22 protein-coding genes are annotated in these 24596 nt (G+C 54.6%); 9 read left to right on the plus strand and 13 right to left on the minus strand.

Going from position 1 to position 24596, the window contains the following annotated elements; translation table 11 throughout:
- Positions 1 to 12 precede the first annotated feature (12 nt).
- Positions 13 to 1056: a divergent polysaccharide deacetylase family protein gene (locus QK300_RS06150; RefSeq protein WP_281300917.1), complete on the minus strand. Its 1044-nt coding sequence runs from the start codon at positions 1054 to 1056 to the stop codon at positions 13 to 15.
- Positions 1057 to 1283: 227 nt separating this feature from the next.
- Here QK300_RS06150 and QK300_RS06155 point away from each other — a divergent pair, with 227 nt between their 5' ends.
- The 6 genes from QK300_RS06155 to lexA all read left to right on the plus strand — a co-directional run bounded on the left by QK300_RS06155 (position 1284) and on the right by lexA (position 6373).
- Entirely contained in the window at positions 1284 to 1880 is a 597-nt protein-coding gene (locus tag QK300_RS06155; protein ID WP_281300916.1) for an aminodeoxychorismate/anthranilate synthase component II, read from the plus strand.
- Between the two features lies 1 nt (position 1881).
- On the plus strand, positions 1882 to 2910 hold the full coding sequence (trpD, locus tag QK300_RS06160) for an anthranilate phosphoribosyltransferase (RefSeq protein ID WP_281300915.1): 1029 nt from the start codon (positions 1882 to 1884) through the stop codon (positions 2908 to 2910).
- On the plus strand, positions 2903 to 3703 hold the full coding sequence (gene trpC, locus QK300_RS06165; RefSeq protein ID WP_281300914.1) for an indole-3-glycerol phosphate synthase TrpC: 801 nt from the start codon (positions 2903 to 2905) through the stop codon (positions 3701 to 3703). Before trpD ends, trpC begins: the two co-directional genes overlap by 8 nt.
- Positions 3696 to 4202 (plus strand): cyclic pyranopterin monophosphate synthase MoaC, encoded by a 507-nt coding sequence (gene moaC / locus QK300_RS06170; protein WP_281300913.1) that lies wholly within the window; start codon positions 3696 to 3698, stop codon positions 4200 to 4202. Before trpC ends, moaC begins: the two co-directional genes overlap by 8 nt.
- Entirely contained in the window at positions 4199 to 5413 is a 1215-nt protein-coding gene (glp, locus tag QK300_RS06175) for a gephyrin-like molybdotransferase Glp (RefSeq protein WP_281300912.1), read from the plus strand. Before moaC ends, glp begins: the two co-directional genes overlap by 4 nt.
- Before the next feature lie 111 nt (positions 5414 to 5524).
- On the plus strand, positions 5525 to 6373 hold the full coding sequence (gene lexA, locus QK300_RS06180) for a transcriptional repressor LexA (RefSeq protein ID WP_281300911.1): 849 nt from the start codon (positions 5525 to 5527) through the stop codon (positions 6371 to 6373).
- On the opposite strand, the gene QK300_RS06185 is transcribed toward lexA, so the two are convergent.
- Positions 6367 to 8559: a ComEC/Rec2 family competence protein gene (locus tag QK300_RS06185; RefSeq protein ID WP_281300910.1), complete on the minus strand. Its 2193-nt coding sequence runs from the start codon at positions 8557 to 8559 to the stop codon at positions 6367 to 6369. The genes lexA and QK300_RS06185 overlap by 7 nt on opposite strands.
- A 212-nt stretch (positions 8560 to 8771) precedes the next feature.
- Between QK300_RS06185 and gltX the strand changes: the two genes are divergently transcribed.
- Positions 8772 to 10202 (plus strand): glutamate--tRNA ligase, encoded by a 1431-nt coding sequence (gltX, locus tag QK300_RS06190; RefSeq protein ID WP_281302277.1) that lies wholly within the window; start codon positions 8772 to 8774, stop codon positions 10200 to 10202.
- Positions 10203 to 10283: 81 nt separating this feature from the next.
- Entirely contained in the window at positions 10284 to 11594 is a 1311-nt protein-coding gene (locus QK300_RS06195; RefSeq protein ID WP_042084243.1) for a citrate synthase, read from the plus strand.
- 174 nt (positions 11595 to 11768) lie between these two features.
- Here the strand turns inward: QK300_RS06195 and fabZ are convergent, their stop codons facing one another.
- The 11 genes from fabZ to rpsB all read right to left on the minus strand — a co-directional run bounded on the left by fabZ (position 11769) and on the right by rpsB (position 22575).
- Complete coding sequence (gene fabZ, locus QK300_RS06200) at positions 11769 to 12227, minus strand: 3-hydroxyacyl-ACP dehydratase FabZ (RefSeq protein WP_281300908.1); 459 nt, start codon at positions 12225 to 12227, stop codon at positions 11769 to 11771.
- Between the two features lie 55 nt (positions 12228 to 12282).
- Positions 12283 to 12807 (minus strand): OmpH family outer membrane protein, encoded by a 525-nt coding sequence (locus QK300_RS06205; protein WP_281300907.1) that lies wholly within the window; start codon positions 12805 to 12807, stop codon positions 12283 to 12285.
- 60 nt (positions 12808 to 12867) lie between these two features.
- Positions 12868 to 15270 (minus strand): outer membrane protein assembly factor BamA, encoded by a 2403-nt coding sequence (gene bamA / locus QK300_RS06210; protein WP_281300906.1) that lies wholly within the window; start codon positions 15268 to 15270, stop codon positions 12868 to 12870.
- 50 nt (positions 15271 to 15320) lie between these two features.
- The gene (rseP, locus tag QK300_RS06215) at positions 15321 to 16436 is read right to left on the minus strand and encodes an RIP metalloprotease RseP (RefSeq protein ID WP_281300905.1); all 1116 of its coding nucleotides are present in this window, start codon (positions 16434 to 16436) and stop codon (positions 15321 to 15323) included.
- 11 nt (positions 16437 to 16447) lie between these two features.
- Positions 16448 to 17611, minus strand: a complete 1164-nt coding sequence (locus tag QK300_RS06220; protein WP_281300904.1) for a 1-deoxy-D-xylulose-5-phosphate reductoisomerase — start codon at positions 17609 to 17611, stop codon at positions 16448 to 16450.
- A gap of 15 nt (positions 17612 to 17626) precedes the next feature.
- On the minus strand, positions 17627 to 18535 hold the full coding sequence (locus QK300_RS06225) for a phosphatidate cytidylyltransferase (protein ID WP_281300903.1): 909 nt from the start codon (positions 18533 to 18535) through the stop codon (positions 17627 to 17629).
- The gene (locus QK300_RS06230; RefSeq protein ID WP_281300902.1) at positions 18525 to 19262 is read right to left on the minus strand and encodes an isoprenyl transferase; all 738 of its coding nucleotides are present in this window, start codon (positions 19260 to 19262) and stop codon (positions 18525 to 18527) included. Before QK300_RS06230 ends, QK300_RS06225 begins: the two co-directional genes overlap by 11 nt.
- Entirely contained in the window at positions 19262 to 19819 is a 558-nt protein-coding gene (frr, locus tag QK300_RS06235) for a ribosome recycling factor (protein WP_042084224.1), read from the minus strand. The genes QK300_RS06230 and frr overlap by 1 nt, the downstream gene beginning before the upstream one ends.
- A 3-nt stretch (positions 19820 to 19822) precedes the next feature.
- A complete protein-coding gene (gene pyrH / locus QK300_RS06240) occupies positions 19823 to 20548 on the minus strand; it encodes a UMP kinase (RefSeq protein ID WP_348651841.1) in 726 nt (241 codons plus the stop codon).
- A gap of 173 nt (positions 20549 to 20721) precedes the next feature.
- On the minus strand, positions 20722 to 21648 hold the full coding sequence (tsf, locus tag QK300_RS06245) for a translation elongation factor Ts (RefSeq protein ID WP_281300900.1): 927 nt from the start codon (positions 21646 to 21648) through the stop codon (positions 20722 to 20724).
- A 99-nt stretch (positions 21649 to 21747) separates the two neighbouring features.
- Positions 21748 to 22575, minus strand: a complete 828-nt coding sequence (rpsB, locus tag QK300_RS06250) for a 30S ribosomal protein S2 (RefSeq protein ID WP_348651837.1) — start codon at positions 22573 to 22575, stop codon at positions 21748 to 21750.
- 288 nt (positions 22576 to 22863) lie between these two features.
- Here rpsB and QK300_RS06255 point away from each other — a divergent pair, with 288 nt between their 5' ends.
- The gene (locus tag QK300_RS06255; protein WP_281300899.1) at positions 22864 to 24387 is read left to right on the plus strand and encodes a replicative DNA helicase; all 1524 of its coding nucleotides are present in this window, start codon (positions 22864 to 22866) and stop codon (positions 24385 to 24387) included.
- The last annotated feature ends 209 nt before the right edge of the window (positions 24388 to 24596 follow it).

Genomic DNA, 24596 nt, shown 5'->3' on the forward strand with positions numbered 1-24596 from the left:
CCGGGAAAAGCTTCAGCGCTCCCCATCCTGCCTTTCAGCCATATGGCGATACAGAGATTGCTGGCGGATGATGGCGGCGCTCAAGGGCAGCAGCACAAAGCCGCGCTTTTGGGCATCGGGCAGCCATTGGGCAATAGCCTTGATCGTTTCATCATGAGGATGGCCAATCCCGATGGCCAGCCCGGTTTCAAGGGCGATATGCTCCATTTCCTGCAGGCGGGCCTTCACCGCTTGGGCGCTGCGGTCATTATCAAGAAATACATCCCGCGATAGACTGGGCACGTCATGATCCTTCGCCAATCGGCTGGCCACGGTCTCCACCGTGGTGCGCGAATCCAGAAACAACAAGCCCCGCTTTTTCAGATCGCCAATGATCAGGGTCATGGCCTTTTCATCGGCGGTGAGGCGGCTGCCCATATGATTATTGATTCCCACATAGCCTTGAAAACGGCTGAGATTCCAATCGAGCCGGTTTTGCATGGCCGCTTGATCCAATGCGCTTAAAAGCGCCATGGGGCCGGGATCGGCGCTGTCGCTCATCGGCTCCATCGGCATATGCACCAGCAATTCATGGCCGCGCCCGCGAGCCCTGGCGGTTTGTTGGGGCAAATCATCGGCATAGGGCAAAAAGGCGAGGGTTAAAGGTCCGGGAAGTGCAATCACCGCCCTGCCCGCCGCCTTATCCAACCCCAGATCATCGATCACCAAAACAACGGCTGGATGGAGGGAGCCGCCCGCAGCTTTGGAAAAAGGCGCGGCGTTCGCCTGCCATGCCGGTAAGCCCGGCGGCGTTCGCGTCATTTGAGGCCGGGGCTTTGCCCCCTCGATTTCGGGATTGGCAAGGGATGTGCTTTTTGAAATATGCGGCGGCGCAGTTTTTAGGGCCGTAACCGCAGCGCTTTTATCGGGCTCTGCCCTTTCAGACGATGAGTAAAGCCCCGAAAGATGCCATAAAGCCAATAGGCTAACGCCAAAAATCGCCACCGCACCGATCAGGCCAAGGCCCCGCCCCGCCCGTCCAAGCCATGTTTTGTAACCGGTTCCGATCCTGGCCATTTTGACGGGCTTCTGCTTTTGACGCTGATTTTGCTGATTTCTGGCCTTCACAACTCGCCTCATCTCCCGAAATGCATCATCAGGACGCTTCGGGCTGGTTCATTTGAAGGGACACTGATAAACACTTTCTTACGAAAAGGCGACCCGATCATGATCTTTGGCAGGCATCGGATGGCTCTGCCCAGCGATGGGGCTTATAAAACAACTTCAGGATAAGCGTGTTCTTGATGTATTTACTGATCGATAATTATGATAGCTTCACCTTCAATTTATTCCATTATCTGGGTGAATTGGGGGCCGATATTCAGGTCGTGCGCAATGATGCCATCAGTGTCGATGCTGTGCTTCATGAAATGCGCCCGCATGGGGTGATCATCTCACCCGGACCGGGCACCCCAAGTGACGCCGGGATCACCAGGGATCTGATCGCAAAAGCGGCGGGCCGCTTACCCATTTTGGGCGTATGTTTAGGCCATCAGGCCATCGGCGAAGTTTTTGGCGGAACCGTGAAGCGGGCGCCCAAGGTGATGCATGGCAAGGTCAGCGCCATCAGCCATGATGGGCGGGGGGTGTTCAGGGATCTGCCCTCGCCATTCAATGCCACGCGCTATCATTCTCTGATCGTCTCTGAGGATGATCTGCCCTCCTGCCTTTCGATCACCGCCCGTTCCGAAGATGGCTTGATCATGGGTTTGCAGCATGTTGATCAACCGCTTCATGGGGTGCAATTTCACCCTGAAAGCATCGCCTCTGATCATGGCCATAAAATATTGGGAAATTTTCTGGCGTTGGCCGATGCCTTTCATACCGAAGGGGTGATCTGAAATGTCGCATCTGCAGAAAATCATCGCCCGCATCGCCGATGGCCATGCATTGGATCGCGCCGAGGCCCGCGATGCCTTTCGGCTGATCATGGATGGGGCGGCACAAGATGTTGAAATCGCAGCCTTTTTGATGGGCCTTAAAATGCGCGGGGAAACCGTGGCGGAAATCGCCGGGGGTGCGGATGTGATGCGCGCCAATGCCCTGCCCCTTCAGGCCCCCCCCGGCACGGTGGATACCTGCGGCACCGGCGGCGATGGCCTGGGCACCTATAATATTTCCACCGCCGCTGCTATTGTTGCGGCTGCTGCCGGTGTGCCGGTGGCAAAGCACGGCAATCGCGCCGTTTCCTCTCTGTCTGGCTCCTCGGATGTGTTGGCCCATCTGGGCGTGGCAATGGATGCGCCCCTTGATCGCGTTCAAGGGGCGCTCGACCGGTTTGGTCTGTGCTTTTTACTGGCTCCGCGCCATCATGAAGCCATGCGCCATGTGGCTTTGGTGCGAAAGGCACTGGGCGTGCGCACTATTTTCAATATTCTGGGCCCCCTCACCAATCCGGCGGGGGCCAAGCGCCAATTGATCGGGGTTTATGATCAACGCTGGCTGAAGCCGTTGGCGGAAACCCTTGGGCTTTTGGGGTCCGAGCATGTTTGGGTGGTGCATGGCCATGATGGATTGGATGAATTGAGCATCAGCACGGAAAGCTCGGTGGTCAGTTTTCACAATGGAAAGCTTGAGGAGATGATCATCCGCCCCGAAGATTTCGGCCTGAAACGTCATCCCTTAGAAGCTTTGAAGGGTGGCGATGCGGCACAGAATGCCGCTGCCTTGCGCGATCTATTGATGGGGCAGCCTTCGGCTTATCGTGATGTTGTGGCCCTGAATGCCGGGGCGGCGCTGATGCTGGGCGGTGGCGCGGCTGATGTGGCCGCCGGTGTTGTCATGGCCCAAATTGCCATTGATAGCGGTAAGGCTTTGGCCCTTTTGAATGACTGGGCGGCCTATAGCCGTGGAGAAACAGCCGATGTCTGATGTTTTGAGCAGAATTTGCGCGGATAAACGCGAGCAGATCGCCAAGGATAAACAAACGCTGTCTCTTGCAGATCTGGAACAGCGGATCGATCAAATCAGCCCGCCGCGCGGCTTTTATCAGGCTTTGCAAAAAGCCCGTGCGGACAAGCGCTATGGATTGATTTGTGAAATTAAAATGGCCAGCCCCTCGAAAGGGCTGATCCGGGCTGATTTCGATCCCGCAACCCTGGCCCTTGCCTATGAGGCGGGCGGGGCCAACTGTTTATCGGTGCTGACCGACAAGCCCTATTTCATGGGCGATGATGCCTTTTTGGGCGCCGCAAGGGCTGTGGTGTCCCTTCCGGTTTTGCGCAAGGATTTCATGCTCGATCCCTATCAGATCACCCAATCTAGGGCTTTGGGCGCAGATTGCATTTTGCTGATCATGGCCGCACTCGAAGATGAACAGGCGTTGGAATTGGCGCAGGCGGCCCAAAGCCTTGGGATGGATATCCTCGTTGAGGTGCATGACAGGGATGAATTGCAGCGCGCGCTCAATATCCCCTCGCCCCTGATCGGGATCAATAATCGCAATCTGAAAACACTGAGCGTTGATCTCAACACCACCCTCGATCTTTGCGCCGATGTGCCGCCTGATCGCCTGCTGGTGGCCGAATCGGGGCTATTCACCCCCGCTGATCTCGCTTTATGTGCCCAAAAGGGCGTGACCAGCTTTTTGATCGGGGAATCACTGATGCGCCAGAAAGATGTCACCCGCGCCACCCGTGCTTTGTTGGAGCGGGCGGATGCCTGAAAAAACCACCAAGGATCAGGCGGGGCAAAGGCTCACCCATCTGGATGAAAGCGGGGCGGCGCATATGGTCGATGTCTCGCAAAAGCGGGTGACGGCCCGGAAAGCCAAGGCCAAGGGCATTGTGTTCATGACAGAAAAGACCCGCGATCTGATCATGAAGGGCGGCCTTGCCAAGGGCGATGCCATTGCCGCCGCCCGCATCGCCGGGATCATGGCCGCCAAGCGAACCGGCGATCTCATCCCTTTGTGCCATCCTTTATCAATCACCGCTTTATCCATTGATTTCAATGCGATTGATGAAGGGATTGAGATCATATCGGACGTATCGACAAAGGAACGAACCGGGGTTGAAATGGAAGCCCTCACCGCCTGTTCTCTGGCTGCCCTCACCTTGTACGACATGGCGAAGGCCGTTGAAAAATCCATGCGGATCGGCGATCTGCGATTGGTGCATAAGGAAGGGGGGAAATCAGGCGATTATCACGAGGAGACGCCATGATCAGCGTTGAAGAGGCCCGCCGGACAATCCTTGAAGGGCTGGCCCCACAAGGGCGGGAATCCCTGATGCTGATGGCCTGCGCTGATCGTGTTCTGGCGGCCCCGGTGCTGGCCCGTCGAACGCAGCCCCCAGCGGATTTTTCGGCTATGGATGGCTATGCGATCCGTGCCGCCGACAGCACTGTGCCCGATCAAAAGCTTGAGCTTGCAGGGGTTTCCCGCGCGGGTGCGGGCTTTGATGGCCCCCTACCGCCCAAGAGCGCCATCCGCATTTTCACCGGTGCACCCCTGCCCGATGGCGCGGATGCCGTGATCATGCAGGAACAAACCGAAAGCAGCGGTGATCAACACATCATTTTGCACAAATCAGTGCAGCCGGGAGCGAATATCCGGCGCAAGGGCCTCGATTTCACGATAGGCGATCCCGTTCTGGATGTGGGCACTTCGCTTTTTCCACGCCATCTGGCGGTGATCGCGGCGGCCAATGTTCCCTGGGTCGAGGTTTATCGAAAGCCGCGGATCGCCCTTTTGAGCACTGGCGATGAACTGGTGCAAACGGGCGAAACGGTGGAAAAGGATGCGATCATCGATTCCATCAGCCCTGCATTATCGGCGATGATCATCGCCCGTGGGGGGGATGTGGTGCATCTGCCCATCGCCCGTGATCAGCCGGACCAGCTCGCGTCCGCCATTGCCATGGCCAGGGGCTGCGACCTGCTGGTAACGGTGGGGGGCGCCAGTGTGGGAGATTATGATCTGGTGGCACAGGCGATGCAGAAGGAAAAAGCCAATCTCGCCTTCTGGAAAGTAGCGCTCAAGCCCGGCAAGCCAATCGTGTTTGGTCGATTGCGGGATATGCCGCTCCTGGGTTTGCCGGGTAATCCGGTTTCGGCTTTGGTGTGTGCTCTTTTGTTTTTAGGCCCTGCCATTGATGCACTGGCGGGTCGCGCCCCGCGCCTGCCCCATCCACACACCGCCTGCCTTGCTGGGTCTTTGGCTGCAAATGGCCCGCGAGAGGCTTATCTCCGCGCCTTTTTCTGGCTTGATGCCGATGGCCATGCGCATGTGAAGCCCCTGCCCAAGGATGATAGCAGCGTGCTGAGCATTTTTGCCCAAGCCAATACCCTGATCCTGCGCCCCCCTCATGCCCCGAAAGCCGAGACGGATGATCCGGTCACGATCCTGCTATTGGATCAACAATGTGGGGTTTGAATAAGGCTGATACAGGCCTTTAAAGGGATGGCTAAATGGGGTCTTGACAGATTGTTCCCGTGAACTAAGATGGAACATAAGTAAAACATGCACCCTTTAGGAGCTTGGCTCATGCTCACCAAAAAACAGCATCAATTGCTCCATTTCATTCATCAGCGGCTGAACAGCACGGGTGTGTCTCCTTCTTTTGATGAGATGAAAGATGCTTTGGGTCTGGCTTCAAAATCCGGCATTCACAGATTGATCACCGCCCTTGAAGAACGCGGCTTCATCCGCCGTTTGCCGAATAAAGCGCGGGCTCTTGAAATCATCCGTTTTCCTGAAGGGGGCGGCGCTTTCGCTTCGGACCAAGGGCGGAGGTCAGTGCAATCGGTCTTGGCGCGCCCCTCGCCTTCTGTGCAATCCGATGCAGAGATGACAGGCCGTGCCGTCTCGCAGGCTGATCAGGGTTATCCGGGGGGAACCATCCTGCCCTTCAGCCGCCCGGCTGCGCCTGATAAAAATGCAGATGTCGCGGGCGATCAGGCGGATGCATCCCGCGAGGTGCGCACGCAAAAGGCGGCAAAGTCGTCAGATGCCGGAATCATGATCCCGCTGCATGGCAGGATTGCGGCTGGCACCCCCATCGAAGCCCTTGAAAATTGCGATAGCTTTGTGTCCGTCCCTGAAGGGATGATCGGCGCAGGGCTGCATTATGCCCTGACCGTTGATGGCGATAGCATGATCGAAGCCGGTATTCTGGATGGCGATACCATTGTGATTGCGGGATGCGATACCGCCCGCGATGGCGAAATCATCGTGGCTTTGGTGGATGGGCAGGAAGCCACCCTGAAAAAGATCAGGCGTGCGGGGCGCGAAATTGAATTGATTCCCTCAAACAGGCAATATCAGGTGCAACGCCTGGCAGCGGATCGGGTGCGCATCCAAGGGCGTCTGGTGGGGCTTTTGCGTCGCTATTGAAAGCTCTCATCAGGGCTTTCAAATGCGCTTGATCCATCCTCGTCGCTCTGCCGGTTTTGTTCGGTTTCTTTATGTTGTCTGTTTCGCACCCAGGGTCGGTTGCCCCTTGCCTCTCGCACAGATCTGATCTTGATATTCCCACCATCGATCCAAAGGGCATGGGCTCCATCCCGCCAGACATCGAAACGGTCGATGACAATGTCAGGGATCGGGCACGCACCCCAAACCGGGATGGCTGCCAACAGAATATGGGCTTTGTGGCAATCTTCCCGCAGGGCTTCGGGGGTAAAGGCTATGCTGATCAGATTGGGGGCCGTGCCCATCGTGCAGCCCATGGCATCGCACTGGGCTAAAGGCCGCCCCGCTCTTCCCTTGCCTGCCTCTCTCTCCATCAAGGCTTTGTTCCATAAAAACGCTGTTTCGGCCCCGGTGGCCCTTGTCCATTGCTCGCGGCTATAGCGGGCCTTGCTCAGGGATGAAACCGCAAGGCCATCAACCGTTGTGGCCCCAAAAAGATCGGCATCCCGACTGATCAGAAGGTCAGGCGGGCGCTGCGAAGCGGCCAGCGCCGCAGCCATGAGCAATAAAGGGAGAGACAGCAATCGCAAGATCATCTGCCGCCATAAAAAAAGGCATAATCCCGCCATCACAAAAAACACCAGCGCCATGGTTGGCAAAGCGGGGATGATCCATTCCGCGCCCGGCAATCCCGTGACCTGATGCGCGGTCTTTAAAATAATCGAAACCCCAAGACCCATCAGATCGAGCGCCCAGCCCTCCAGCCCCAAAGGCATCAGGATCAGCGCCAAAAGCCCGGCGGGCATCACCACAAAAGCCATCAACGGCACAGCCACCAGATTGGCCAGCAGCCCATAGCTGGTGAATTGATTGAAATGATAAGCAGCAAAAGGCGCGATAGCGATTTCAGCGATGATGGTGGTGAGGCTCACCCCCAGAAAATAAAAAGCGATCCTGCGGCCAAAGCGGCTTTTATCTGGTTTTAGCCAGGATTTCCCGGCCAGAATTTCATAGGCCCCTACAAGAGCCGTCACCGCAGCAAATGACATTTGAAAACTGGGGCTGAGCAGGGCTTCCGGAGAAAACAGCAAGGTGATAAATGCGGAAAACGCCACCAGCCGCAAGGTAAAGGGCTGCCGCCCCATAAGCAGCGCCAATAAAATGACACTGGTCATGAGAAAGGCCCTTTGGGTGGGAATCGTGGCCCCGGACAATAAAAAATAGCCCAAAGCAATCATCCACGCGCCAATGGCTGCCAGCTTGCGCCCATCAAGGCGCAAGGCGATGGCTGGGACCAGCGCAATTCCCGCGCGCAAAACAAAAAACGCCACCATGGTCACAAGACCGATATGAAGGCCGGAAATGGCCAGCAAATGCGCCAGCCCCGCCACCCGCATGGCGTTTACATCCTCATCGGCGATGGTGCTGCGCATCCCGGTGAGCAAGGCGGCGGCCATCGGCCCGGCATCCGGCCCCAGCCTTTGGCGCACCCGATCAGCCAATTGATAGCGCAGCCCTTCGATGCTGGAGAGGATCGAAAATTCCGTCGCCCGGCCGGTAATTGCCACATCACTCACCGCAAAACCCACGGCCCCAATCCCCTTGAAATAAGCATCGCGGGCAAAATCAAAGCCATCAGGGATCACCGGCTCTGGCGGGGGATTGAGAATGGCGCGGAATGAAACACGATCCCCGGGCTTTGCCTCTCCAAATTGCGTGCGAACGGTGACCCGGATTTTTTGGGGCGTATCGTGCGGATCAAATCCAGCCATCTGCAGATCATTAAGGGTAAAGCGAGCGGAGGTGCCCTGCTGCGGCTCGATTCTGGCAATCTGTCCCGAAAGCGCGATGGGGCGGGTCGATTCGCTTAAAACCGGGGCGGCGACCTGTGCACTCCGCCATTGTGCCAGCATCAGCCCACTGATCATGATCAATGTGGCGATCATCATAATTTTGAAAACACCCCGGCTCAAGATGAGCAGGGCAATTGAAAGAAGACAGGCAAGACCCGTAAAAATCACCGGAATTTCAAAGGGAGAGGCAAAATAAACCCCGATGCCACAGCCCATCAGCACCGGACTCCACAAGATGAAGGCTTCACGATCAAGTGAAATCGCCCGCACCAAAAGCGCGCCCGGGGTAAAGGGGCGGCCATTTTGTGCGACCAAGGCTGCAACACTCTTTTCGGGGTTCAGAATTGGCCTCTTTGTGACTGAACGATCATTGTGCTAGAAGGCATCGCGGTTCGTGTTTTGCAGCGCTTTTTCCAGCTGATCTGCTAAACCTGCATCCGATAAGTCTGATAGTCCAGATTGGAAACGCATGGATGCGTTCAAAAAATGGCGTCTTTGATCTGGCCAAGAATAAGGTAGTGAGTATCATGGGTTCCGGCCCTCATGTGAATAAAACGAATGTGGTCACGCGCTTTGCGCCCTCGCCCACCGGCTTTTTGCATATCGGGGGCGCCCGCACAGCCTTGTTCAATTGGCTTTTTGCCCGCCATTATGGCGGTCATTTTCTTTTGCGCATTGAAGATACGGATCGCAGCCGCTCCACGGATGAAGCCGTTACGGCCATTCTCGATGGTCTTAAATGGCTTGAGCTTGATTGGGACGGTGAAGCCATATCGCAGGCATCCTGTGCTGATCGCCATCGTGAAATCGCCCAGGCATTGCTTGAAAAGGGCCATGCCTATCGCTGCTTTGCCACCCAGGAGGAAGTGCAGACAGCCAGAGAGCAGGCCCGTGCCGAAGGCCGCCCCTTGCGCTTTGCCAGCCCCTGGCGCGATAGCACGGCTGTGGATCACCCCGAAGGTCGCCCCTTTGTCATTCGCTTCAAGGCCCCCCTTAGCGGTGAGACGGTGATCGAAGATCATGTGCAGGGCCTTGTGCGGGTTCCCAATCAGGAACTTGATGATATGGTTTTGCTGCGTTCCGATGGTTCGCCCACCTACATGCTTTCGGTGGTGGTTGATGATCATGATATGGGGGTCACCCATATCATTCGCGGCGACGATCATCTGACCAATGCGTTTCGGCAGATCCAGATCATTCATGCGATGGATTGGACGGCTCCCGTCTATGCCCATATTCCGCTGATCCATGGGCCTGATGGCAAAAAACTGTCCAAGCGCCATGGGGCTTTGGGCATCGATGCCTATCAGGAGATGGGTTATTTGCCTCAGGCTCTGCGCAATTATCTGTTGCGGCTTGGATGGGGGCATGGCGATACCGAATTGATTTCCACTGAAGATGCTATCGAGCTGTTTTCGCTGGAAGGCATTGGCAAGGGCGCGGCTTGCTTTGATTTCAAGAAACTCGCCAGTTTTAATGGCCATTATATTCGGCAATCATCACCGGCACGGCTTTGTGAACAGGTCCGCCCTTTTCTCGAAAAAGACCTGAACCGCGGGCTTTTGGCAGATGATCTGACCCTGCTTTTAAAGGCCATGCCGGGGTTACAGGAACGGGCCAAAACACTTTTGGAATTGTCTGAAAGTGCATTGTTCCTATTTAAGGAACGTCCGCTGCTTATGAACGAGCCGGCGGAAAAAATTCTAAATGATGAGGCGCGATCCATTCTTGCCTCTTCAATCAACGCACTGGAACCTATAAAGGATTGGTCTGCATCATCGATTGAACAGGCATTGCAGGCCTTTGCTGAGGCTCAAGAATTAAAATTTGGTAAGGTCGCGCAGCCGTTGCGTGCGGCGCTTACGGGCAGCAATGTTTCGCCTGGCATCTATGATGTCCTTGAGGTGCTTGGGCGCGATGAAAGTCTGGGAAGATTGCGTGATCAGACGAAAGCCTGAAACAGAACAGAGTGTTCTAATGTGTTTTCATGTCAGCCACTCGACCCGGAATGATAACAAAAGGGCAAGGAGAGATACCCTATGAGTACCAAATCCGCTCGCGGTGAGAATGAAAAGGTTCTGACACTGAAAGGTGACGGGATTGATTTCGATATGCCGCTGAAATCAGGCACAGTTGGCCCCGATGTCGTGGATATTCGCAAGCTTTATGCGAAAACCGGTAAATTCACCTATGATCCCGGCTTTACCTCGACAGCCAGTTGCGAATCAAAGATCACCTATATCGATGGTGATAAGGGCGAGTTGATGTACCGGGGTTATCCCATTGAACAGCTTGCTGAAAAAAGCGATTTCATGGAGGTTGCCTTTCTTCTGGTCTATGGCGAATTGCCAACCAAGACAGAAAAAGAGAAATTCATCCACGACATCACCTATCACACCATGCTGCACGAACAGCTCAATCATTTTTTCACCGGGTTCCGCCGCGATGCGCATCCCATGGCGGTGATGGTGGGTGTTGTGGGCGCATTGGCCGCATTTTATCATGATAGCACCGATATCAGTGATGAACGTCAGCGGATCATTGCCAGCTATCGCATGATCGCCAAAATGCCGACCATCGCAGCCATGGCCTATAAATATTCGGTGGGCCAGCCCTTCATGTATCCGCGCAATGACCTCTCTTATGCTGGCAATTTCCTGCATATGATGTTTTCAGTCCCTTGCGAGGAATATAAGGTCAATCCCATTCTTGAAGATGCGATGGATATGATCTTCACGCTGCATGCCGATCATGAGCAGAATGCATCCACCTCCACCGTGCGTTTGGCGGGCTCTTCGGGCGCCAATCCCTTTGCCTGCATTTCTGCGGGCTGTGCCTGTTTATGGGGTCCGGCGCATGGCGGTGCGAATGAAGCGGCCCTGCGGATGCTCGAAGAAATCGGCACGCCTGATCGGATTCCCGAATATATTGCCCGCGCCAAGGATAAGGATGATCCCTTCCGCCTGATGGGCTTTGGCCATCGGGTTTATAAAAATTACGATCCGCGCGCTACGGTTTTGCGGAAAACCGCGCATCAGGTTCTCGATGAATTGAACATCAAGAATCCCTTGTTCGATGTGGCACGCGAGCTTGAGAAAATCGCTTTGGAAGATCCTTATTTCGTTGAGAAAAAGCTCTATCCCAATGTCGATTTCTATTCCGGCATCATTCTCTCGGCGATGGGTTTTCCCACCTCCATGTTCACTGTTTTGTTCGCCATTGCCCGCACCGTGGGCTGGGTGGCTCAGTGGAATGAAATGATCGCCGATCCGGTGCAGCGCATTGGCCGCCCGCGCCAGCTTTATACCGGTTCGCCCAAGCGTGATTTTGTGCCGATCGAAAAACGCTGAAATTCTTGAGCCTCACGCGGGGCTCATTCTAAAAAGCCGCTGGCAGCCAACCCGCTGCTGGCGGCTTTTTCCATTTTAATGGGTGATCTTCAATAGATAAGCTTGGCGCATAAAAAACCGCCATGAAGCTCAGGCTTCATAACGGTTTTTAAAAACACAAAAAAAGTGTGCAGCTTAGCCTGCGTCTTTTTCCAACAGCATGGCAGCAACGGTCGCCTGGGCAACAACAGCCCCCTCAACCTTACCAAGACAGGCAAAGCGCCAGACATTACCGCGTGATCGTTCTTTCACGACCTCGAGATGCAAAACATCGCCGGGGGTTACGGGCTTGCGAAAACGGGCATTATCAATGCTCATGAAATAAACAAGCCGCCCTTCAGCCTCTTCTCCCAAACTATGCACAACCAAAATCCCGCAGGTTTGTGCCATGGCCTCGATGATCAGAACGCCCGGCATCACCGGCCGTTCAGGAAAATGCCCGGGAAAGAAGGGTTCGTTGATCGTTACATTCTTGATCCCGGTCGCTTTTTCACCGAGGACAATATCCTTCACACGGTCCACCAGAAGGAAGGGAAAGCGGTGGGGGATCTTGCGAACGATATCGCCAATATCAAGGACATCCAGTTCACTCATTCGATTTTTGCTCTCTCGTTCATAGCGGGATCAGGATTCTGGCCTGAAGCTCAGATCATTCTTTCACTTTAGGCAAGGATACATCATAGCTTGGCAGAACTTCATTAAGCTTTTCGATCACTTCAGTGGTAACATCCAAGCCTGCCACATGATGCGAGACGAGGGCTTTATCCAGAACGATATTGGCCCCCTTTGCTTCCATCGTTTCACGCACGATGGGCCGCAAGGCACGCTGAACTTCCAGATTGGCCTGCTGCATGGCCTGCCCGCTTTGACGGTCAAGACCCTGAAGATCAGCCTGCATTTTTTGCGCTTTTTGTTGGAATGTCCGCACTTTTTCGTTGAAGGCATCCTGACTGATGATGCTGCGCTGCTTTGTCAGTTCTTCTTCTTCGGCCGTCAGTCGCTGCTGCACGGCGCGGGCCTGCCCTTCCAGATCAAGACGGAAGGATTGGGTTTGGGCCGCAATATCCTTGCCCACCAAAGATTCACGGGATACGCGATCAAAATCAACAACGATGATTTTGGAATTGGGGGTTGATTGCGCCTGGGCCGCGCCCGCCAACGTGATCAGCCCCATTATCATTAGAATTTTTTTCAGCACGAGACGTCCTTCCTTCTATTTCAGGTCGTAAATTGTTTAGAAACTGGTTCCAACATTGAACTGGAACGTTTTGGTATCGTCAAACTCTTCGCTCTGCAAGATTTTGGCGAAATCAATCCGGAATGGCCCAAAGGGTGATTCCCAAGCAACCCCCACACCAACAGAAATACGAGGTTTGGCTGTATCGCCGAATACAGCTTCTCCCTCAAATTCGGTATTGCCACTAATCTCGAACAAGGATGCGGCATCCAGATAAAGGCTTGCTTGCACCCCTAATTCACGCGCGGCTTCACCCAAGGGCAGGAATAATTCCGCAGTCCCTTGATAGAAAGCTTCACCGCCGATGAAATCAGGCCGGAAACCGGTAATCGGATTACCATCATTATCCAACAAAACAGCCGCCGGGCCAAGACCCGCCGTATCAAAGCCGCGCACCCTTGGTCCGCCAAGGAAGAAGCGGTCATTGATCCGAATATCCTGACCCAATCCACGTATATAGCCGCCTTCGGCACCCAAGCGGCCATAAAAGCCCCAGATCAATGGAACAAATTTATCATAATCAAGCCGACTGCGAAGATAGAAAATATCGCCGCCCACCCCGGCCAGATCCTGGCTGAAAACCGCACGTTGCCCGCGTGTGGGGCGCAAGGGATGATTAAGGCTATCATAGATCAGGCTATAGCCCACGAGGGACGTGATATTATCCCCCAACTGATCGCGAATAAAGCGGGATGTACGATTTGGATCGATATTGCCAATATCCACAAGATCGCGACGAACGGAATAACGCAAGGCCAGCACGGCACGTTCAGCAATCGGCAGACCAAGCCGGAAGGATATCCCTGTTGTGGTGGTCCGAAAGCTGCTGAACCGGCTTTGTTCAAGATTGATCCGAAAGAGATCAATGCCGGCCGAGATATTTCGGCCCAAAAAGCGCGGTTCGGTGAAGCCGAGATCAATCTGCTGACGCAGGCTGGAAAGCGAGAAATTCAGCCGCAATTCCTGCGCCCGTCCCAAAAGATTGCGCTCTCGGATGCTGAATTCAAAAATGAAATTTTCCAGGCTGGAAAAAGCCGCGCCCAAGGATAATTCGCCGGTGGCATCTTCCTCAAGACTAACATCGAGCACCAATCTATCGGGCCGGCTGCCGGGAAGCTGTTCCACTTCTGCACCGCGAAAAAAGCCCAGCGAATTGATCCGCTGGCGTGATCTTTCCATCTTCGACAGATTGAAAGCATCGCCCTCAACGAGCCGAAATTCGCGCCGAACCACCTGATCGCGGGTTCGCACATTGCCATGCACATTGATCCGCTCCACATAAACCCGTGGAGCATCCAGAATGCGAAAGGTAATATCCAGCGTATTGGTTTCACGATTTTTGCGCGGTATGGGGCGCACGGTGACAAAGGCAAAGCCCAAAATACCGGCGGCATTGGTTAAACGTTCAACGGTTCCGGTAATCCTGTCGAGATTATAAAGCTGGCCTTCCTGCATCCCTAAAAAAGCGCGAAACAGAGATTCATCAATATCACGGATTTCGCTTTCAATCTCGACCTTGCCAAAACGATAGGTTTCCCCTTCCTCGATCACAAAGGTGACGATGAAATCCTCACGATTAGGGGTGAGTTCGGCCGTTGCAGAAACCACACGAAAATCGGCATAGCCATTATTGAAATAAAATTGGCGAAGCTGCTCACGGTCAAACGCCTGCCGATCAGGATCATAGGTATCATTCGAGCCGAAAAGCCGCCACCAGCGCGCCTCTGAAGTGGCCATTTCAGACCGCAGTTCCTTATCGGAAAAGGCAGAATTTCCAATGATATTGATCCGCCTGATCTTACTTTTCGGGCCTTCGGAAATCTCGAAAATCAAATCCACACGATTTTGGGGAAGCTGCACCACCTTAGGCTCGATCACCGCAGCAAAGCGGCCCGAACGCCGATAAAGATCAAGCATCCGCTGCACATCGGCCTGAACCTTGGCGCGGGTGAAGACGATCCGTGGACGCAATTGAACTTCAGCGCTCAGTTCTTCATTATCAAGACGTTTATTGCCATCAAAGATGATGCGATTGATGATCGGATTTTCAGCGACATCGATAATCAGAGTATTGCCGCGCCGATCAAAAGAAACATCGGCAAACAGGCCCGTGGCAAACAGGCTTTTCAGGCTGTCGTCAAGCAGTCGAGGATCAAAGGGATCGCCGATCCTGACCGAAAGATAAGAGACCACCGTGGCGGATTCGATCCGCTGTATCCCCCTGACGGCGATACCCTCGATCCGGCCTTCACCAACGGCAAAGGGGGATGGCGTGGCGCTTAGATCCTGAGCCTTTAGCTGAGGCGTAGACCAAAGCAGGAGAACGGATGCCAAAAGGGCACGAAAAAGAACAGGAGCAAGGGAAGGCACCCGATTAAGCAGGAACGTCCGCAATGTCACATACCTTAATTGAAATTGAAATTCATCACCGAGTGCGTGGGCAGACTGTCTCACTGCACCAAGGATTGCAAGTCGTTCAAAGTAAGAAACAGCATCAAGCTGATGATCAAAGCAAAGCCAGCCATATATCCCATCTCCTGAATGCGGGCGCTCACCGGCGAACCCTTGATCGCTTCAAACATATGAAAGAGCAGATGGCCGCCATCAAGCATGGGAATGGGAAAGAGATTGACCAGACCAAGATTGATGGAAATCAGGGCAACCAATTGAATAAAAGCCAGAATTCCCAGTGATGCCTGCTCGCCTGTTACCTTCGCGATCTTCACAGGCCCCCCCAGATCATCAAGAGAGCGCACCCCCATGATGACCTGCCCCGTGGCGGTAAGCATTAGCCGCACCATCGTCACCGTTTCAGAAACCGCATCACCCATGGCTTCAAAAACCCCCGATCTTTGCAGGCTTTGGGGGGCATCAAGCGCCACGCCCAAAAGGCCACGGCGATATTTGTTTCCGAATCGGTCAATTTGCACATCTTCAGCCAATGTCACCTTTTGGCTGAATTGAGCCTGATCGCGCTGCCAGATGATATCGACGGTCATCTCTGGATAAAGGGAGACAGTTCGGATCAGGGCGCGGGCGTCCTCGATCTTATGGCCAGCCACAGACAGAATTTTATCACCGGCCTGCAATCCAATCCCCTGCGCCGGCATATCGGGCTGAACATCGGCAATGATGGCTGGCTGCACCGGTTGGCCGATGCTGACGAACAGGCCGAAATAGATCAAAATAGCGAAAAGAAAATTGATCACAGGCCCAGCCGCCACAATCGCCGCGCGCTGGCCCACCGGCTTATAATGAAAGCACACGGCTTTGTCTTCATCGCTCATCTGATGATCAAGATCGGGGGTGCCCTGACTTGCCTGATTGGCATCGCCGTAAAATTTGACATAGCCCCCAAGGGGCAAGATGCTGAATTTCCAGCGGGTTCCGTTCTTGTCGGTCCGGCCATAAATTTCACGACCAAAGCCAATGGAAAAGACATCAACCCTTACCTTGAACAGGCGCGCCACGATATAATGGCCCCATTCATGCACAAAAACGAGGATGGTGAGAGCAATCAGAAAACTGATGATCGTAAAGATCAATCCGGGATTGCCGGTTTCCATGGCAAGGGACCTTATACCAGTGCGTTTACGCAGGATGCGGCCCGCGCTCTGGCGCGGCTGTCGATTTCATAAACATCATCAAGGCAGCCAAGGTCAACCGATGGCATGGCTGAAAGGCACTCTTCAACAATAGAAGTGATATCCAGAAAGCCGATCCGATTTTCCAGAAAAGCCGCCACGGCAATTTCATTGGCTGCATTCAAAATGGTTGGGCTGCTGCCCCCGGCGCGCAAGGCATCCCGGGCCATCCGCAGGGCCGGAAACCGCACCAGATCAGGAACTTCAAAATCGAGCCGGGCGATTTCGGCAAGATCAAGTGGCTTGACCGGCGCTTTCATTCGGGCGGGCCAGGCCAAAGAATAGGCAATCGGCGTGCGCATATCGGGGCTGCCGAGCTGCGCCAGAACCGAGCCATCAACAAACGCCACCATGGAATGGATCACCGATTGGGGGTGGATCAGAATTTCGATCCGATCTTCGGCCAGAGGAAAAAGATGATAGGCCTCAATCAACTCAAGGCCCTTGTTCATCATACTGGCGGAATCCACGGAAATTTTCGCGCCCATCGCCCAATTGGGATGCTTCACCGCCTGTTGCGGGGTGACATCTTGCAGGCTGGCAAGAGGATGGGTACGGAAAGGCCCGCCCGAAGCGGTGAGGATGATTTTCGACACGCCTTCAGGACGCGCGAAATCAAACACCTGAAAAATGGCATTATGCTCTGAATCCACAGGGAGCAAGGTGGCGCCATGGGTTTGCACGGCCTTCATCACCAGATCACCCGCACAAACCAGACATTCCTTATTGGCCAAACCAATGATCGCGCCGCGCTCGATGGCTTTCATCGTGGGTTTCAAACCGGCTGCCCCCACAATAGCCGCCATCACCCAATCCGCAGGCAGATCGGCGGCTTCGAGCAGGGCATCCGGCCCGGCCGCAGCCCGCACATCAGAACCGGCAAGGGCATCTTTGAGGGCTGAGAATTTCGCCGGATCGGCAATAACAGCCAATTGGGCCCCTACCCGCCTTGCCTGTTCAGCCAATAAATCGACATTGCTATGGGCCGTCAGCGCCAGCACCCGCCAAGCCTGGGGGTTGTCTTCGATTAAAGACAATGTATTGCATCCGATCGAGCCGGTTGACCCCAAAATCGTGATGGTGCGAACCTCATTCATAAATCGTCTCTTTGTCTATCGCGCGAAATAAAGAAATAGAGCCACCAGCGGTGCCACAAAAACAAGGCCATCAACCCGATCCAGAACACCCCCATGGCCGGGGATGATCCGCCCGGAATCCTTGACATTGAAATGCCGCTTCAAGGCACTTTCCGCAAGATCACCAATCTGGCCGATCACAGCAAGCCCTGCGGCCGCCAAAGCCAGATAAAAAACCGAGCCAAAATGAAACCATAAAGCCCCGATCAAGCCCGCCAAAGCCGCCAAAGCCATCCCGCCAAAAAGCCCCGACCATGTTTTATTAGGGCTGATCTTTGGCACAAGTTTGGCACCGCCAATCGCCCGGCCAACAAAATAGCCGCCAATATCGGTTCCCCACACCACCAAAAGAACCCAAGCCACAAGCCACAAGCCCCCATCCTGTGCCCGCAACCACATCAGGGCATAAAGGGGTGTCCAGCAATAGAAAATGGCCAGCCCCCCCCATTTCAAAGGAGCAAAGCGATCAGAAATAAAGGAAAGCAACAACAAAACGCCACCCGCGCAAGCAGTAAAAAGCCCCCAATCGGCAAGTGAGGCAAAAGAGTTTAAGGCGAGATCAGCGGACAATTTTTCCGACGAAAGCAGAATGAACCCCGCAACAAGAAGGGTTGTGAAGCCGTAAAATACGCCCAAGAGACGACGGTTGAAACCGGCAATCATGGCCCATTCCACACTCATCACCGCGCCCACAAGGGCCAAAAGCCCCGCAAACCAGATGCCGCCAAGCCAAACAGCGGATAAAGCCAAAGGAATGAGAATGAGCGCGGAGCTCACCCTTGTCATTAATTGCGAAGGCGTTGGCTGGATATGCACGACATCGCTGAGAGGATCATCCCCATCCGCATTTTCATCCGGCCCTTGCTCTGCCCTTTTATCGGCCACCAAATCGCCGCTCCCGTCCCTGATAATCCCTGATCGCTGTTTTCAAACTTTCAGCATTGAAGTCCGGCCATAAAATATCAAGAAAAAGTAATTCGGAATAGGCCGATTGCCAAAGAAGAAAATTGCTCAGTCTTTTCTCGCCACTGGTTCGGATCACCAGATCCGGCTGCGGCAGATCAGCCAATTGCAGATGATTGGCCAGCATTTGGCAATTAATCTCATTGGGGGTGATCTCTCCCGCCACGGCTTTTTGCGCCAAAGCCTTGCAAGCCATCACGATTTCCGCCTGCGAGCCATAATTAAGGGCAATCACCAGGGTCAGCTTTTTATTGCTGATCGTTCGGGCCTCAGCCTTTTTGATCATCATTTGCAGATCAGCAGAAAGATCCTTCAATGCACCCATGAAGCGAACCCGCACCCCATTCTGATGCAGATCGTTGATTTCACGCTTCAGATAAAGACGCAACAGCGCCATCAGATCTTCCACCTCATCGGCGGGTCGTTTCCAGTTTTCCGATGAAAAAGCATACAGGGTCAAAACCTCGATGCTTTCGGCAATGCAGGCCTCAACCGTGCGGCGCACAGCATCAGCACCCCGACGATGACCAAGCGCGCGCGGCAGATGATGGGCCGCAGCCCATCGCCCATTGCCATCCATGATGATGGCAATATGACGGGGGATCAAGGCCATCCCCGCAGGCGCGGTTGTGGGTTGAACGGAGGCCATCAAACCTGCATGATTTCCTTTTCCTTGTGCGCCAAAACCTGATCGATCTGGGCAATCATATCATCTGTCAGCTTCTGGATGCGGTCAGACCATTTCTTGGCCTCATCCTGACCAATTTCACCATCTTTTTCGAGCTTTTTGACATCATCCATGCCGTCGCGGCGCACATTTCTGACGGCAATGCGCGATTGCTCGGCATATTTCGCTGCCACTTTCGACATTTCGCGCCGGCGTTCCTCGCTCAATTCAGGAACCGGAATACGCAGGGTTGCCCCTTCTGTCATGGGATTCAAACCCAAACCGGAATTGCGGATGGCTTTTTCCACCGCGCTCACATTCGAGCGATCCCACACCTGCACGCTCAGCATTCGGGCTTCGGGAGTGGAAACGGTGGCCACCTGATTGATCGGCATCATCGCGCCATAAACATCAACAGTGACGGGATCGAGCATCGCCGTATTGGCCCGCCCGGTGCGCAGCCCCGAAAATTCATGCTTTAAACTGTCGATCGCGCCTTTCATGCGGCGTTCGAGGTCTTTGAAGAGTGTGTCCGCCATCGTCTAGTCCTTCTCTCCGACAATCGTGAATGTTCCTGATCCATCGAGAACGCGGCTGAGTTCGCCGGGATTCTGGATGGAAAAAACCAGAATGGGAATTTTATTCTCGCGGCACAGGCTGACAGCCGAAGCATCCATCACCTGCAAATCCTGGCGCAAGACATCCATGAAGCTCAGCGCTTCATAGCGCTCAGCCGTTTTATCTTTTTTGGGATCGGCGGTATAAACACCATCAACCTGCGTTCCCTTGAGCAGCGCATCGCATGACATTTCAGCCGCCCGCAGGGCCGCCGCCGTATCGGTGGTGAAAAAGGGATTGCCCGTGCCCGCAGCAAAAATCACCACCCGCCCCTTTTCCATATGGCGGATCGCCCGGCGGCGGATATAAGGCTCGCACACGCTGGACATGGGAATAGCCGACAGAACGCGGGTAAAAATCCCTTGTTTTTCTAGGCCATTTTGCACCGCCAAAGCATTCATCACCGTAGCCAGCATCCCCATATAATCGGCCGATGCCCGATCAAAGCCGCTGGCTGCTGCCGATAAGCCCCGAAAAATATTGCCGCCACCCACCACAAGGCAGATTTCCACACCCATATCCCGCGCAGCGCTTATATCTGCAGCGATCCGATCAATCACCGCCGGATCGATGCCATAGCTGTTATCCCCCATCAGGGCTTCCCCCGAAAGTTTGAGAAGAATGCGCTTATATTTGGGGGAAGTGGTCATGGTCATGTTCGGCTTTCTTGAGATCAGGAACAACGAATGCGCACGGGAGCTTAGCTTCAGTTGACGAGATGTGCCACTGGCGAAACCATGTTCCGGGATATTTTTGGTGAAAAAAAGCCCGGCAGCCAAAAAGACCGCCGGGCCATCAATGATTTCCCGCAAAGAAACAAGGATCAGGAACCAGCGGCTGCTTTCACTTCAGCAGCAAAATCGGATTCTTCCTTCTCCACACCTTCACCCAAAGCAAAGCGGCTGAAGGCCATCAGCTCAATGGGGGTTCCGGCGGCTTTGGCTGCGGCTTCCACCACCTGCTCAACGCGATTTTCGCCATCAACAACGGAAACCTGCTTCAAGAGCACGACTTCCTCATAATATTTGCGCATCCGGCCTTCGATCATCTTTTCGATGATGCTTTCCGGCTTGCCAGAGGCGCGCGCCTGATCGCTCAGAACCGTTTTTTCGCGCTCGATCAATTGCGGATCGAGATCAGCCACATCAAGGGATTGCGGCGCTGTGGCGGCGATATGCATGGCGATATGCTTGGCCAAAGGCTCCAAAACATCCTGGGGTGCCGATGATTTCAAGGCCACCAGCACACCGATTTTGCCCAAGCCATCGGCTGCGGCATTATGCACATAAGAGCCCACATAACCCTCGGGCACTTCAAGCAAAACGCTCCGCCGGACCGACATATTTTCGCCGATAGTGGCGATCAGATGGGTTGCCTGTTCTTCGACCGTGCGGCCAGCTTCAGGAAAAGCGGCTGCTTTCAAATTTTCTACATCACCGCCAAATTCCAGCGCCAGATCGGCAGTTTTGCCGACAAAGGCCTGAAAATGCTCGTTGCGAGCCACGAAATCGGTTTCGGAATTGACCTCGACCATCGCCCCGCGCCGATCAGAAACCGCAACACCGATCAAGCCTTCAGCAGCTACGCGGCCTGATTTCTTGGCCGCTGCCGCAAGACCCTTCTTGCGCAGCCAATCCACCGCTTCTTCAAGATTGCCATCGGTTTCACCAAGGGCTTTTTTGCAGTCCATCATGCCGGCACCGGTTTTGGTGCGCAGCTCTTTTACCATCGAAGCTGTAATCTCAGCCATCATCTGTTCCTTCGCATCTTGTCTCGTCACATCCCGAACCGGATCGATTGCGGGCGACCAAAAAGCCAACAGGCCATCAGCCGCCCTCATTCCTTATGATCAGGCGTTGGTATCAGTGCCGTCCGTGCCTTCAGCAACAGGCGCTTCGTCCGTCGGGATTTCATCAGCCGGGGCATCATCCAGAACCGCTTCCACCGGCGCGGTTTCCATCTCGCCAATATCAGCGCCACTTTCGCCAAGCTGCACAGAAATGCCATCAAGAATGGAAATCGCCATCAGATCGCAATAAAGCTTCACCGCCCGGGTGGCATCATCATTGCCGGGAATGGGATAGGTCACGCCATCGGGATTGGAATTGGTATCAACCACCGCAATCACCGGAATTCCTAAGCGATTGGCTTCCTGAATGGCAATTTCTTCGCGATTGGTGTCGATCACGAAAATCAGATCGGGCAAGCCGCCCATATCGCGAATCCCGCCAAGCGAAAGTTCAAGCTTGTCGCGCTGCCGGGTGAGTTGCAGACGCTCCTTCTTGGTGAAGCCCGTCTCCGGCTCGGCCAGCTTTTCATCAAGCTGTTTCAGCCGCTTGATCGATTGGGAAATGGTCCGCCAGTTGGTGAGCATCCCGCCAAGCCAACGGTGATTGACGAAATACTGCCCCGAACGCCGGGCGGCATCGGCAACAATCGGCGAGGCCTGACGCTTGGTGCCTACAAAAAGCACCCGACCGCCGCCCGCCACCACATCGCGCGCTTCTTTCAGCGCCCGCGAGAGCAAGGGAACGGTTTTTGACAGATCAACGACATGAATCCCATTGCGATCGCCAAAAATATAGGCGCGCATCTTGGGATTCCAACGATGGGTTTGGTGACCGAAATGAACGCCAGCTTCCATAAGCTGACGCATGCTGAATTGTGGCAGCGCCATGGTAATCTTCTCCTTTACCGGTTCGTCCTCCATGAGCCAAATATTTCCCCAAAGGGGAAACACCGGAAGGCGGATGTGATCTGCCGATCACCCTGCCCAGCGGCTCATGTGCGGAATGCGTCTTCCCTACCCATAGCCGCCCCGGGATGCAAGGGAAAACGCCCCTCATCTGCATAAGCTGCCAGGAAAGCAGCATTCCTGACTTCTCCCCGAAGTTAACAGCCTGTGGATAACTTCCTGATTTCTTATGCTTTGCGGTTGGGGCAAAGCCATGGCATCAAGGGCGCCATGTCAGAACACAATCACAAAACTGTCACCCTGCATCCCGGGGCCACCCACGAGCAGCCATCGCCCGAGTCTTTGGATTATCGGCAGCCGCCGAGCAATCTGGAAATCGAGCAGGCGCTTCTGGGGGCAATGCTGGTGAATAATGAAGCCGCCGAGCAGGTGCGCGAATTTTTGCAGCCGGAACATTTCCACGAGCCGGTTCATGGCCGCATCTATGATATGATCCTGCGCCTGATTGATCGCGATCATACTGCCGATCCGGTGAAGCTGCGCCCCTTTTTCGATCAGGATGAAGCCCTGGCCGAGATGGGCGGCGGCACCTATCTGGCGCGATTGGCGGCATCGGCGGCCACCATCATCAATGCCACCGATTATGCCCGCACTTTGCGCGATCTGGCCTTGCGCCGCGCCCTCATCTCGGTGGGCCAGGATATGGTGATCACCGCTTATGATGCCGATCCATCGGATTCCGGTGAGGGGCAATTGGAAGCAGCGGAATCCCGGCTGTTCGATCTGGCCCAAACCGGCAGCGCCAACAGTTCCTTCACGCCTTTTCGCACGGCGATCTATAAAGCCCTCGAAGCCGCCGAGGCCGCCTATAAAGACCCCGACAAGATTTCCGGCGTCTCTACCGGTTTAAAGGCATTGGATGCCCAGATTGGCGGGCTTCATAAAACCGATCTTTTGATCCTTGCCGGTCGCCCGGCCATGGGGAAAACCTCGCTTGCGACCAATATCGCCTATAATGCCGCCATGCGCTGGCTGGAAGATCGCGAAAATGGCGTTGAGCCGAAACGATCCCGTGGGGCGGCGGTGGCTTTTTTCTCATTGGAAATGTCCGCCGATCAATTGGCGGCCCGCATTGTTTCGGATCGCGCCAATATCAAATCCGAAGAAATGCGCCGGGGCCGCCTGACCGACCGGCAATTTGAAGATCTGACCCGCGCAGTGCAGGAAATCGAAAATCTGCCCCTTTATATTGATGATACCGCAGCCCTGTCGATTGCCGGTGTCTATACCCGTGCCCGACGCCTGAAGCGGCTGCATAATATCGGCCTTGTGATCGTGGATTATCTGCAATTGCTGAGCGGATCGGCAGCCCGCGCCGAAAGCCGGGTGCAGGAAATTTCTGAAATCACCCGGGGTTTGAAGGCCCTGGCTAAAAAGCTGGATGTGCCGGTGATTGCCCTTTCGCAATTGAGCCGAACCGTTGAAAGCCGCGAAAACAAGCGCCCGCAATTATCGGACTTGCGCGAATCAGGCTCGATCGAACAGGATTCCGATATCGTGATGTTCGTCTATCGCGATGAATATTATAAAGAACAGGCCAAGCCCGATGAGGGTGACGAGAAAAAATTTGCCGAATGGATGGACTCCATGGAACGGGCACGTGGTCTGGCCGAGGTCATCGTCAGCAAGCAGCGCCATGGCCCCACGGGCACGGTGCGTTTGCGCTTCATCAAGGAAACAACCCGCTTTACGGATGAAGCCGTACCCGAATATACCGCCGAACGCATTGGTTAGGGGCTTTGGTGGGGAACCGCCCAAACCCCACAGGGCCGTGAATTGACCAATGCCTGCGGCTCCTCTAATGTCCCGCCCAAATTATCGTGATAACAGTGCCGTTTATCGGCCTTAGCCTCGGATCATAGTGGATCATGCACACTCCCGAATATCCATCAGCCGCTTTGCGCCTGTTCAGGATCAGTCTGCACAACCATAAAACGTTCATC

The sequence above is a fragment of the Iodidimonas sp. MBR-22 genome (assembly GCF_029946565.1).
GTDB classification, from domain to species: domain Bacteria; phylum Pseudomonadota; class Alphaproteobacteria; order Sphingomonadales; family Rhodothalassiaceae; genus Iodidimonas; species Iodidimonas nitroreducens.

What these genes read in the sequence shown, in the direction of transcription:
- trpD (WP_281300915.1), top strand. Translation starts at nt 1,882, where the DNA reads ATGTCGCATCTGCAGAAAATCATCGCCCGCATCGCCGATGGCCATGCA.
- QK300_RS06155 (WP_281300916.1), top strand. Translation starts at nt 1,284, where the DNA reads ATGTATTTACTGATCGATAATTATGATAGCTTCACCTTCAATTTATTC.
- pyrH (WP_348651841.1), bottom strand. Translation starts at nt 20,548, where the DNA reads ATGACCACTTCCCCCAAATATAAGCGCATTCTTCTCAAACTTTCGGGG.
- fabZ (WP_281300908.1), bottom strand. Translation starts at nt 12,227, where the DNA reads ATGAGTGAACTGGATGTCCTTGATATTGGCGATATCGTTCGCAAGATC.
- gltX (WP_281302277.1), top strand. Translation starts at nt 8,772, where the DNA reads ATGGGTTCCGGCCCTCATGTGAATAAAACGAATGTGGTCACGCGCTTT.
- frr (WP_042084224.1), bottom strand. Translation starts at nt 19,819, where the DNA reads ATGGCGGACACACTCTTCAAAGACCTCGAACGCCGCATGAAAGGCGCG.
- glp (WP_281300912.1), top strand. Translation starts at nt 4,199, where the DNA reads ATGATCAGCGTTGAAGAGGCCCGCCGGACAATCCTTGAAGGGCTGGCC.
- QK300_RS06195 (WP_042084243.1), top strand. Translation starts at nt 10,284, where the DNA reads ATGAGTACCAAATCCGCTCGCGGTGAGAATGAAAAGGTTCTGACACTG.
- QK300_RS06150 (WP_281300917.1), bottom strand. Translation starts at nt 1,056, where the DNA reads ATGGCCAGGATCGGAACCGGTTACAAAACATGGCTTGGACGGGCGGGG.
- rseP (WP_281300905.1), bottom strand. Translation starts at nt 16,436, where the DNA reads ATGGAAACCGGCAATCCCGGATTGATCTTTACGATCATCAGTTTTCTG.
- QK300_RS06255 (WP_281300899.1), top strand. Translation starts at nt 22,864, where the DNA reads ATGTCAGAACACAATCACAAAACTGTCACCCTGCATCCCGGGGCCACC.
- QK300_RS06205 (WP_281300907.1), bottom strand. Translation starts at nt 12,807, where the DNA reads ATGGGGCTGATCACGTTGGCGGGCGCGGCCCAGGCGCAATCAACCCCC.
- moaC (WP_281300913.1), top strand. Translation starts at nt 3,696, where the DNA reads ATGCCTGAAAAAACCACCAAGGATCAGGCGGGGCAAAGGCTCACCCAT.
- QK300_RS06230 (WP_281300902.1), bottom strand. Translation starts at nt 19,262, where the DNA reads ATGGCCTCCGTTCAACCCACAACCGCGCCTGCGGGGATGGCCTTGATC.
- QK300_RS06220 (WP_281300904.1), bottom strand. Translation starts at nt 17,611, where the DNA reads ATGAATGAGGTTCGCACCATCACGATTTTGGGGTCAACCGGCTCGATC.
- trpC (WP_281300914.1), top strand. Translation starts at nt 2,903, where the DNA reads ATGTCTGATGTTTTGAGCAGAATTTGCGCGGATAAACGCGAGCAGATC.
- lexA (WP_281300911.1), top strand. Translation starts at nt 5,525, where the DNA reads ATGCTCACCAAAAAACAGCATCAATTGCTCCATTTCATTCATCAGCGG.
- tsf (WP_281300900.1), bottom strand. Translation starts at nt 21,648, where the DNA reads ATGGCTGAGATTACAGCTTCGATGGTAAAAGAGCTGCGCACCAAAACC.
- rpsB (WP_348651837.1), bottom strand. Translation starts at nt 22,575, where the DNA reads ATGGCGCTGCCACAATTCAGCATGCGTCAGCTTATGGAAGCTGGCGTT.